8 protein-coding genes are annotated in these 11989 nt (G+C 40.8%); 2 read left to right on the forward strand and 6 right to left on the reverse strand.

All coding sequences use genetic code 11. The annotated features are described in order from the left end of the window. Positions 1–43: 43 nt before the first annotated feature. Positions 44–2809, reverse strand: coding sequence for a DNA polymerase I (gene polA, locus DYI81_RS14140; protein ID WP_117007907.1), 2766 nt, complete (start codon positions 2807–2809; stop codon positions 44–46). A 162-nt stretch (positions 2810–2971) separates the two neighbouring features. Here polA and DYI81_RS14145 point away from each other — a divergent pair, with 162 nt between their 5' ends. Beyond that, a complete protein-coding gene (locus tag DYI81_RS14145; RefSeq protein WP_117007909.1) occupies positions 2972–5722 on the forward strand; it encodes a DUF2339 domain-containing protein in 2751 nt (916 codons plus the stop codon). A 93-nt stretch (positions 5723–5815) separates the two neighbouring features. Here DYI81_RS14145 and DYI81_RS14150 read toward each other — a convergent pair whose 3' ends face one another. Beyond that, positions 5816–6739 (reverse strand): mechanosensitive ion channel family protein, encoded by a 924-nt coding sequence (locus DYI81_RS14150; protein WP_106986213.1) that lies wholly within the window; start codon positions 6737–6739, stop codon positions 5816–5818. A 9-nt stretch (positions 6740–6748) separates the two neighbouring features. After that, positions 6749–7570 carry a hypothetical protein gene (locus tag DYI81_RS14155; RefSeq protein ID WP_106986212.1) on the reverse strand — a complete coding sequence of 274 codons (822 nt, stop codon included), beginning with the start codon at positions 7568–7570 and terminating at the stop codon, positions 6749–6751. 100 nt (positions 7571–7670) lie between these two features. Here DYI81_RS14155 and gspE point away from each other — a divergent pair, with 100 nt between their 5' ends. Continuing rightward, positions 7671–9158, forward strand: a complete 1488-nt coding sequence (gene gspE / locus DYI81_RS14160; protein WP_117007911.1) for a type II secretion system ATPase GspE — start codon at positions 7671–7673, stop codon at positions 9156–9158. Between the two features lie 229 nt (positions 9159–9387). On the opposite strand, the gene DYI81_RS14165 is transcribed toward gspE, so the two are convergent. The 3 genes from DYI81_RS14165 to DYI81_RS14175 are packed head-to-tail and all read right to left on the reverse strand — an operon-like array spanning position 9388 to position 11785. Next, complete coding sequence (locus tag DYI81_RS14165) at positions 9388–10269, reverse strand: tetratricopeptide repeat protein (protein WP_117007912.1); 882 nt, start codon at positions 10267–10269, stop codon at positions 9388–9390. Positions 10270–10284: 15 nt separating this feature from the next. After that, positions 10285–11367, reverse strand: coding sequence for a LysM domain-containing protein (locus tag DYI81_RS14170; protein WP_117007913.1), 1083 nt, complete (start codon positions 11365–11367; stop codon positions 10285–10287). A gap of 28 nt (positions 11368–11395) precedes the next feature. Next, a complete protein-coding gene (locus tag DYI81_RS14175) occupies positions 11396–11785 on the reverse strand; it encodes a DUF2345 domain-containing protein (RefSeq protein ID WP_240627421.1) in 390 nt (129 codons plus the stop codon). Between the last annotated feature and the right edge of the window lie 204 nt (positions 11786–11989).

The raw sequence follows: 11989 nt of genomic DNA on the forward strand, positions 1-11989 counted from the left end.
GAGATTCTCCTCTCCTGAGAGGAGAGGGAAAATGAAGTGTGTATTAATGCGCTTCGTCCCAGTTATTGCCTTTGCCAACTTCAACCACTAAAGGTACAGAGAGTTGTAATACAGATTGCATAACTTCTGCCAGTTTTAGTGCAAGCTCATCCGCAATCGCTTCATCAACTTCAAATACCAATTCATCGTGCACTTGTAGAAGCATTTTGGCCTGATCTTTAGGTAGCATTTTTTCTACTTCAATCATCGCCATTTTTATGATGTCCGCTGCTGAGCCTTGAAGAGGGGCATTAATCGCTGCACGTTCAGCACCTTGTTTTACCATTTTATTGCTGGCATTGATGTCTGGCGTATACAAGCGACGGCCTAAAATAGTTTCGACAAAGCCTTGCTCACGGGCAACTTGGCGTGTGCGTTCCATATAGTCTAATACGCCAGGATAACGCTGGAAGTATTTACCAATATAGTTGCGCGATTCTTCACGACTAAAGCCAAGCTGGCGAGTTAGGCCAAATTCAGACATGCCGTAGAGCAGACCGAAGTTCACCGCTTTGGCTTGGCGACGTTGATTGCTGGTCACTTCGTCTAAAGGAATACCCAAAACTTCAGCCGCTGTACGACGGTGAACGTCTTGGCCATGATTAAAAGCATCTACCAAGGCATGGTCTTGTGAGAAGTGCGCCATTAAGCGTAATTCAATTTGCGAGTAATCGGCTGCCAGCAGAATGCGACCTTTCGGCGCAATAAACGCTTTACGGATTTGGCGACCAATGTCTTCACGCACTGGAATATTTTGCAGGTTAGGATCGGTTGAAGATAAGCGACCTGTAGCAGTCAGCGCCTGATGGTAGCTGGTATGTACGCGGTGTGTATCATCATTCACTTGTTTGAGTAAGCCGTCTGTATAAGTACTTTTTAACTTAGACAGGCCACGGTATTCCAAAATTAGGTCAGTAATTGGATGTTCGATTTTTTCCAATACGCTTTCGCTGGTGCTGTACTGACCTGTAGAGGTCTTTTTACCGCCTTTAAGACCTAATTTATCAAACAGGATTTCACCGACTTGTTTGGGTGAGCTGACATTGAAGGATTGGCCCGCCAGTTCTGTGATCTGATTTTCTAGATTCTGCATGGTGTTGGCAAATTCAACACCCAGTTGATCCAAAAACGCCATGTTGAGCTCAATGCCGTTTTCTTCCATCATGGTCAGTACACGTGCCACGGGCATTTCGACATTGTGCAGAATATTCACCAGTTCTGGATGCTGTTGTAGTTTGGCATCTAAAACTTCGTATAAACGATAAGTCACATGCGCATCTTCAGCAGCATAATGCGCAGCCGTTTCGATCTCGATTTGATTGAAGGTTTTTTGTTTTGCGCCTTTACCTGCGACTTGTTCATAAGTCGTTGTTAAGTGGCTTAAATACAAACGTGCAACATCATCCATACCGTGGCGTGTAGCCACAGAGTTAAGTACATACGATGCCAACATGGTGTCGAAGTACCAGCCCTGTAGCACAATGCCGTGATTTTCTAAAATATGTGCATCGTATTTGAGGTGATGACCAATTTTTTGGACTGATGCATCTTCTAAAATAGGTTTGATTTGCGCAAGGACAGTATTGTGGTCTAATTGTGCTGGTGCACCTTCATAGTCATGTGCGAGTGGCACGTAATAGGCATCTTGTGCATCAAAAGCAACAGAGAAGCCGACAATTTGCGCCACACGGTAATCTAAACTTGTGGTTTCGGTGTCAAAAGCAAAACGCTTTTCTGTGCTCAGACGTTTAAATAAATTGTCCCAATCGGCTTGGCTCAGCACGGTATGGTATTGGGCTTCGCCTAAAACATCATCTGTACTGGTGAGGGTGGCTTGATCTTCTGCCACGACTTTTGCTGCAGTGTGCGTATCTTGAATAATCGCCTTAGAGTTTTGTTTATAGGTAACGCTATTTGGATTATTGGGATGGTCTAAAGATTGTAACTGGTTACGGAATTCGAGTTCCGTATATAAAGTACGCAGCGCTTCAACATTTGGATCTTGTAGTTTTAGATCGTCATAACTAAAACTTAAATCTAGATCAATCACAATGCTTGCCAATTGGTGATCAAGTGCAATGCCTTCAACACTGTCTTTGATGTTTTGACCGACTTTGCCTTTAATTTTATCGACATTTTCTAAAATGCCACCAATTGAACCATATTCGGTTAAGAGCTTGGCTGCAGTTTTTGCCCCCACACCTGGTACACCCATAATGCCGTCAGAGGCATCGCCCATGAGGGTCAGGTAATCAATAATTTGATTTGGCCATACCCCAAACTTTTCAAATACGCCATCGACATCTAAAGGACGTTCTTTGAAGCTGTCTTCTAAAGTCACTTTGTCTGTGACCAACTGTGCCATATCTTTATCGCCAGTGGAGATTAGGACTTGATGGCCTAAAGCTTCAGCACGTTTTGCCAAGGTGCCAATAATGTCATCTGCTTCGGCACCCGGTAGCATGTGTAAGGGAATACCTAGTGCTTTGATGAGCGCATGTAAGTAAGGGATTTGTTGAGACAGCTCCTCAGGCATGCTTGGGCGGTCGCCTTTATAAATTGGTGACAATTCATGACGGAATGTTGGCTCAGGTGTATCGAAAATCACCGCCATGTGAGTTGGCCCAATACGACGCATGAGTTTTTGAATAGCAGAAATCGCACCACGGACTGCATTGGTATGCAGACCTGTTGACGTGGTTAACGGTGGCACTGCGTGAAAGGCACGAAATAAAAAGTAAGAGCCATCGACCAAGACAAATGGTGGCATTGAGTAATTCCTTATCCAAAAAAACGCTTTTATTGTACGTGATTTTTTCAACCTGCGCTGATGCTTGATGTTTTATGTGGGTTACCGAATATCTGATAAACATCCAAAATATTGCTGTCGAGGTGCGCTATGATCATCTTAAATAAATAGAGCGAAGACCGTATGCTGAAAGGGCAGAGTGATATTCGAATGATGTGGTTGATGGTGCTCATCATCGTTGCTGTTGGGCTGTGGTTTGCTGATTTAAAAGTTGTGAGTGCACTGTGTATTTTAGCTTTTGGCGTTAGTGTTATGCACTATGTCGATGATTTACAGCAACCGACCGATCAACTTAGACAACAGACTGGATTAGCACGGCAGAGTACCTCCAAAGCACCGTTATATATTGCTTCGATTGTGGCCTTGGTGGGGGGGATTGCTGAATTTCATATTTTGACAGGGCTGGGTCTAAGCGCATGGATTTTCTTTTTTCTGCGTTGGTTAAAGCGTATAGAACGGCAACTGTTACAGACGCAGTATCAAATCCAACAGCAGGCGCAAGTTTTGGCACAGTCCACAGCGACTGCTGAAGTTCAGCCGTGTTCTACCCTAGAGCATAGCGCTGCACCATTGGCTGAGCGTGCCCAATCTGCTTCGACAGGAAATCATTTGCGTTTAAGCGATCAGCTACAACAGTGGTTGTTTAAGGGAAATCCCGTTCTGAAAGTTGCTATTGCGGTTTTGGTGATCGGCATTGTGCTGTTACTTCGCTTTGCGACAGAGCATTGGCAATTGAGTCTTGCCGTCAAACTGTTGCTGGTGGCAGGCGTGAGTATCGCAGTCACGGCGTTAGGCTATAGATTGCAACGTACAAATCGTAGCTTTACGCTTGCATTAGAAGGTTTAGGGCTTGCCAGTTTATCACTGACGTTGTCTTTTGCTTACTATAACCAGATCATTCCTACTTTGGCGCTGGCCAGTTGTTGCTTTGCAGGCATTCTCATGGCAACGGTATGGCTGAGTTTAAAACAACAAAGCATCGAACTTGCTTTGATGGCGATGGTCATTGCTTATATTGCACCCTTTACTTTACCAGTACGCAGTGCGAGCGCAGTCGAGTTTGTGAGCTATTACTTGGTGATTAATATTGCAGTTGCAGTGTTAAGCACACTTCGACCGTGGAAGTTTCTTAATCAAATTGCTTTTTTAATGACGCTGGTAGTAGGTGGCGCTTATGCTTTTTACCGTGGTGTGGATGCCGAACGCACTAGTTTAAGCCTGCTGATTTTTGCCCATGCTTCAATTTTTATTTGGTTAGGATTTCGCTATAGCCAATTGCTGGCTAAAGAGAATTTGGGCCAATTTCAGCTTAAACCAATTTTAGATTTGGCCTTAATTTTTGGTACACCTATTACCAGTTATGGCTTTTTATATTTGATGTATTTTGATGAAAATGGCTGGCAGGCGACCTTCAGTTTGGTCTTTGCGGTAATTTATGCACTGCTTTATCTGCTCGCAAAACGCTATCAGGTGATTGAGCAAATCACGCAGAGCTATTTTAGTCTCATGCTGATTTTTCTGGCTTTCGTCCCACCTATTTTACTGACCGAGCATTGGAGTGTTGCAGGTTGGGCGATTGAAGGGGCACTCATCTTTATATATGCGCTGTATCGTCAGTCGCGTATTAGCCATTATGTGGGCATGGGCCTGTTGGTGATGGCGGGTTGCTCAGGCGTGTATTACTTCTCTGTGCAAAATGTTTTTCCAAGCCCTGTGTACTGGATTTTGGCATTGAGTTATCTCATTACGGTTTGTGTTGCCAATGCTGTGCCTAAGTTTCAACAGCAATTGAGTAGTGGCACCATCAGCTTTTTCTGTTTACAGATGCTGTTTGCGACCATTGCATTGTTTGTGCTTTTACTGGATGTCATCGACAGCAAAAACCAAGTGACATGGATACTGCTCATACTCAGTTTGGGCTATGTGCTGTTGAATGAGTTGTTGTTGAGACGTGGCGCAACGTGGTCGTGGCTCTTGCCGAAATGGGTGGGGCTGATTCCCTTGTATGCAGTCGCATTTTATATGGTGATTGATGTGAGTCATCAAGGGGCATTGTTATGGCCTTCTGTTTCCGACCGTATATTGGTGGCGATTACAGGCTCATTTTTAACGGTATTGTGGCTCCGCCTCCTACTAGGGCTTAAGGCGGAAAAAGAGTGGGTGAGTTTAGGTGTGTTGTTGAGCTTGGCGCTGAGTAGTTTAACGCTTGTACCGAGTATGCCGTTTATTAGTGTGGTGATTTTACCGCTGTGTTTTGCTGTGTGGTGTGCGTGGCGCCAGTCCGATTGGCCAATGTTCTGGCAAGCGCGTAGTAGTTTGGTGTTAATGTTGCTTTGGGTGATCTTGTCACAACTGTTTAGCCATCAAGCTTTTCAGTTTTATCTACTGCCAATACTGAATCCATTCGATTTAGTGAGTATTGCGATGTTGGCAGGTTTCATTTGGATGTTGAATCAACAAATGAAAGCAGGGCTAGAAAAAAGCCTAGGTGCCATTGTGATGGTACTCGGGCTACTTTGGTTGAGTAGTTATGTGGTGCTACGTGCATTACATCATTACTTGGATACACCATATAACCAATGGCAAATGTGGCAAGATGGGACCATACAGCTGAGTTTTACCCTGCTCTGGGTGAGTTTGGCCTTTATTTGTATGTTGCTTGCGAGTCGACGTCAATTGCGCTCTTTGTGGCTCTTTGGTGGCAGTATTTTAGTATTGGTCACTTTAAAGTTGGTGCTGTTTGATTTGTCTCATATTGGCACCTTAACGCGAGTGATTTCCTTCTTGGGTGCGGGTTTTGTCATGTTAATCATTGCCTATATTGCACCTATGCCCGAAATATCAAATGAACCGCAATCAAGTGAGCATTCATAAATATCAATATGTACTGTGAATGACATTCAAATTACAAAGGGAGCCGATTGATTGGCTCCCTTTTTTTCGTAGATGAACATGACTAAACATGGCTTATTTTAAGTCTGGCTCACGTTTTAATTCTTCTGCATTGGCATAGCTATCAATTTCTTCATTATGCAAAGCTTGTGCAGAAGGGCGGTCAACAAAGCCCATTTTGGGTACAGGAATTTCAATTTGATTGTCGACAAAGCCATTTCGAATGCGTTCCTGCATTTCATCACGTACTTTTAAAAAGTTTTCTTGCTGGCACCATACTGCAAACAACAACTCAATAGACGATTCACGAAATGCCGTAACGGTGACTGCGGGTTTCGGATCGGCCAATACCAAAGGGTATTTATTGGCAACATCCAGCAATACTTCACGAACTTTAATAATATCTTCATGGAAGTTAATGGCTAGGGTAATAGGAATGCGCCGTATCGGAAACTTCGACAGATTATGCACGGGTGCACGGATAAGCTGTTCATTGGGCAGGCGAACATAGACATTGTCTTGAGTCAGCAATTTTACAGAGAGTAAATCAATCGAAATGACTTCACCTTCAATGGTATGGCCACGAATTAACGTAATTTGAATGGTATCGCCAATTTCAAATGAACCTTCGCCAATTAAAAAGATACCGCTGATGAGGTTGGATGCAGAAGTTTGCGATGCAAAACCCAAGGCCACCGTTAAAATACCGGCCGCCCCTAAAAATACGCTCAGTTTGAAGCCGGCTTCTTTGAGACTGGCCATCACAAAGATCATAAAAATAAAATAGAAAATACCGCGTCGCCAAACTAAGCGTTGGTGTTCATTAAATCGTGTTCCAATCGTGCGAATAAACGTATTGGAAACAAAGCGTGCAATTAAAAAACCTAATAGCGCTAGGATAATGGCAACCACAATTTCTGTGAGTCGATCGGTATTAATATTTTTAACAATACTGGTCAGACTGCTGGTCACTTCTGCTGGAATATTGGTATTGGGCATCCATCACTCCTAGAACAGTGAATCGAACATATTAAATAATGCACCCGCAGGTTCGCGTGGTGGGTGCACATACATCACTTCACCTGCATGTGGTGGCGTACGGTTTTCAATGCGCACACGTGGTGGTCGATCAGGCCCTTCATGAATAACTTTGATTTGCGATGTCCATAATCGACCTGTGCTTTCGCTATAAAATAAAGGTAAGGCAGGTACAGGTACATTCATTCGATCAAAGCGCAGTTGTTCGTGGCTGGTATTGTGAAATTCAATAGGGGTGACTGCACGAAAAGCACGAATCTTCAATTGATGGAGTTCAGTGCGACCATCCACAGCTGTGGCATAGCAGATTTCACCTGTACGCTTATTGGGGCCAAACCACGTATCTTTGGGTAAAATCACGGGGATATCAAACAAAGGGTCTTTTTGCCCCTCAACAAAGCCCGCAACCCATAATGGTGTACTGATATAAAGCGTACCGCGCTGACCCGCTGGAATATAGATCGGATCGACAGGGCGGATAACGACAGAACGATTGGCCAAGCGCGGCATGATTTGAATTTTTTCATGCGTATTTTTAAACATATAACGTTCAATATGCACAGGTGCAGGAAATGCAAACTCAGGATCATCAATACGATGCCACTGCTGCTCATAGTCAAACTGTACGCTAGGGCGGTGATATTCCATTCGCCACTCTTGTAAACCACGGGTTAAGCGAAATAATAACGAGCCAAACTGCCATGATTTCGGTCGGTTCAGCTCAAAGTGATGCTCACCCCACCATTTTACTTTGGATGTTTCTGTTTCCAGTACGTCACTGACGAAAGACAATGGTATTTTCCTTATATCATTAAAAGCTGTAAAACATACTTCACGCTGTCATGTGCTTAGAGTACACTCAAATTACTTTTATTCATCATTATAAACTGTGATGCAAGTACTTAAACAATTACAAATACCATATAGTTTTGCCAAGCGTCATGGCGTATTGCTTCGTTATGAGGGTGACCAAGCATTTATTATTCGTCGTGACAATACACCGCTCTTGGCGTTACAAGAAGCGCGTCGTTTTCTGGGGCATTCAGCCAGTTATCAACTATGCACTGAGCAAGAGTTTAATCAACTCCTTAGCTCAAGCTTTGCAGGTGATACAGGGGAATCACAACAAGTCGCTGCAGGTTTGGAGGATCATCCCGATTTGCTCAGTCTTGCGGACTCTGTACCTGAAGCAGAAGATCTGATGGATCAGGAAGATGATGCGCCAATTGTACGTTTGATTAATGCATTGTTGTCCGAGGCGATTCGCGTTGGTGCATCGGATATTCATATTGAATCTTTTGAGAAGAAACTCTCTGTACGTTTACGTGTGGATGGTCAACTGCGTGAAATTGTACAACCGCGCCGTGAACTCGCACCTTTGCTGGTATCACGTATTAAAGTCATGGCAAAGCTGGATATTGCCGAAAAACGTATTCCACAAGATGGTCGTATTTCATTACGCTTGGCAGGTCGTGAAGTGGATGTACGTGTATCTACCTTGCCGTCATCTTATGGTGAGCGCGTAGTGATGCGTTTGTTAGATAAGCAAGCGGGTCGTTTGAACATGACGCATTTGGGTCTCATGAACAACGACTATGAACGGCTAAAAGTTCTAGTTCACCGTCCGCATGGCATTATTTTGGTAACTGGACCGACGGGTTCAGGTAAAACCACAACCTTATATGCTGCGCTGTCCGACTTAAACGATGGCTCTAAAAATATTCTGACGGCTGAAGACCCGATTGAATATCAATTAGAAGGCATTGGTCAGACACAGGTGAATACCAAAGTTGACATGACCTTTGCTCGTGCTTTAAAAGCCATGCTCCGTCAAGATCCTGATGTGGTGATGGTGGGTGAGATCCGTGATTTGGAAACGGCAGAAATTGCGGTACAAGCATCGCTCACAGGTCACTTGGTGTTATCGACACTGCATACCAATACGGCCATTGGCGCCGTAACTCGTTTAAAAGATATGGGCATTGAGCCATTTTTATTGTCCAGTTCGCTCATTGGTGTGATTGCACAACGTTTGGTACGCACTTTATGTTCGCACTGTGCAACGTGGCATGATGCTGACGATTTTGAAACTAAATTATTTGCAAATATTCAGCATGATACTGTGCTAAAACTGCCTAAACCTAAGGGCTGTGATCATTGTTCACATACAGGTTTTAATGGCCGTACTGCAATTTATGAAATTGTGCCTGTAGATGAGCAAATGCGTCGTTTGATTCATGGTAATGCTGCTGAATATGAGTTGGAGAATTATGCACGTCGTGATGCGGGTTCGATTCGTGATGATGGTTTGCGTAAGGTGTTGGCAGGTAAAACTACGATGGAAGAGGTTTTACGTGTGACCAATGAAGCCGTGGAGTGATGAAGGAAACATTCACTTTGTTTTTTTTATTACTGATGACAGCGCGTACTGTTGAATTTGCCTAATTAAAATCATGGAACATTGATTGAGCATTAATCGTCGAACGTATAAATCATTTAAAAAGCCTAACTCAGTTGAGTTAGGCTTTTATGTTAATATAAAATATTGAAATTTATTAAGAAATTAAAAGTATTTCGTGTAACGTGTATTGTGTTAATTGTATGAAGCCTTAATTTTTTAATTCAGACATCTTTATCTTTGCAACATCTAGGCCCATCTCTGCCGCTAATTCATAATATCTATATGCTTTATCTAAGTCTTTTGGGACTCCATTACCTTCTTCGTATAATGATGCTAAATTATAGGCTGCTCTAGGATCATTTTGCTGTAATGCTTTTTCATACCAATATATAGCTTTAGAAATCGATTTTTCAATAATTTCCCCTTTCATATACATTACTGCGACATTAAATTGTGATGGAGCATAATTTTTCTCAGCAGCTTTCAAAGAATATTGAAAGTATTTATTTTTATCCTTAAGTCCATTCCAACCATTTAAATAACAGTTAGCTACGTTAGATTCACCTAGATAATAGCCCAAATCAGCAGATTCTTTAAAATATCCACAAGCCTTATTTTTATCGCTAGCAACATAAGAACCATTAAAATACATTAACCCTATTGAATTTATAGCTTCTGGTACCTTTTTTTGCATAGATTTGTTGTAAAATTCATATGCCAACTCATCATTTTTTTCAACTCCTTGTCCTCGATAATAAAGATTACCAATATTATTTTCAGCTATTCCATTACCATTTTCAGCAGATTTTTTATACCAAGTTATAGCATTTTCAATATCTTCATTTTGACCTAGATATCCATTTTCATATACTACTCCTAATAGATTTTGAGCAGTAGAATCTCCATTTTCAGCATTTTTTTGGATTTTTTGGAACAGTGATTTTTGTTTAATTTCATCATTTCCATCAGCTATTTCTTTGAACTCTAACAACTGCATTTTATCTTTTTCTTGGTTGTAATTTTCACTTTTAGCCTCACAACCACTAATGATAAAAGATATAAATAAACTTACTACTAATGAAAATTTCATTGTGCATTTCCAAATCTAATTTAAAGGAATTACGAATGTATAGCTAAGATTATGTTGTATATTAAAACCACCTCCAATACCTGTTTCTGCACCAGCCATTGGGGTAGTTCCCTCATCAAACTTTCCATCAAATAAAGCATCAGGAGTAAGCCCCGCGCCAACGACAGCAGAACCACCTAATAGAAAATATGAATTGGCATTTACACTATACCCAAGCCCCTTTAAATCATCTAAGCTTGCTGCTTCACTAATCAAATACCCACCTTCTATAGATAATGATGGTGTTCCTTGTACAGCTGAAACCCCAGGTGCAACAAATATCCCCCATTTTCCAGAAGGAGTTCTAGCAACACCTACTTGTATACTTGCTCCAGCACCAATGACTGCGGCTATTGCTCCTGAAAAATTAACATACATAAGCTGTGTCCCTTTCATATTTCCTTCAATTTTGACTACAACTTTTGAATTATTTTTAGATATTTCAAATTTATCTTTTATATATTTTTTATATTCTTTATGATCTTGTAATTCTTGTTTTTTTGCATCAATTTCATCTTTAATTATAATGACTTGTCCAACTTTTAAAGAATTAATATTAATTCCTTTGTTTCTAATACTAATATCATTAACAGATACACTATGTTGTTTAGCAATAGATCCTAAATTTTCTCCAGCTTTAACGGTATGTTTGATAATACTCGGATATAAGTAAATATTTTTATCTAAATTTTTATTTAAAATACGAGTTCTTCGTTCATAACTTCCCGCTTTTTCTTGTTTTTGGAAAGTTTTAGTATTAATAATTATTGAAGGAGCTTCTATTGTTATCGTTCGGATCTCTTTTGAATCCATTCTTTTGTTATAAGAAAAAAAACCTATTTCTGTCCATTCTTTATAAGGCGTAGGAAACCCCATGACTTCAAATACTAATTTTTCTAGACCAACTATTGAGTCCCCTTTACCCTTACCATCTCTGGTAACAGATGTAACTAACAGTCGTTTTGTTTTTCTATTTCCATCATTGATAACTGATATCTTATAGTTTAACCCATCTACAGCATGGCCTTGTCTGTCTTTAAAAAAAACATTAAATTTCATATTATTAATCTTCCTTATTTTTTACTTCTTATTGGAAGTCTTCATCAGTAATCACCCATTCATAATCAGGATCATCTATTACAACTTGTAATTCTTCTTGTTTATTATCAATACTGGCAAAGCGTTCTGTTCGACCATGTTCATCTAGTACCCCTGATTTATATATTTTTTGATCTTTTAATAAAGCCCTATACTTAACTTCTGAAAATTCGAAGTCTTTAAACACATCAAAAACATCTATTCGATTTGTAAAAGAATAGTTATCTTTATTCATAGCCAAACTGCTAAAACTAGGCATTACAGATTGAACGTGAGCACCTCCTTTAAAAAGATGTTGTCCAGCTTTTACCTCAAACTTTGCAGGAGTTATAATTTTAATACCATCTTTATTAATGATAATCTGAGAACCGCCAGCCATAGGTTTACCTATTTTTTTTATTAATTATAAAAATCCAAATTTAATTGGATTGATATAAAATTTTATTTAATCAATACTGAACCGTACCGGGTTTGTCGGAGACATTTTTATTTAAGTTAGGCCACGTGACCTAACGGGTTAATCTTATCATAGTACATTGCTTCAAACTCAAAAGGCGATACATAACCCAATGCGCTGTGTACA

Origin of the sequence: Acinetobacter sp. SWAC5 (assembly GCF_003419885.1) — a bacterium.
GTDB classification, from domain to species: domain Bacteria; phylum Pseudomonadota; class Gammaproteobacteria; order Pseudomonadales; family Moraxellaceae; genus Acinetobacter; species Acinetobacter cumulans.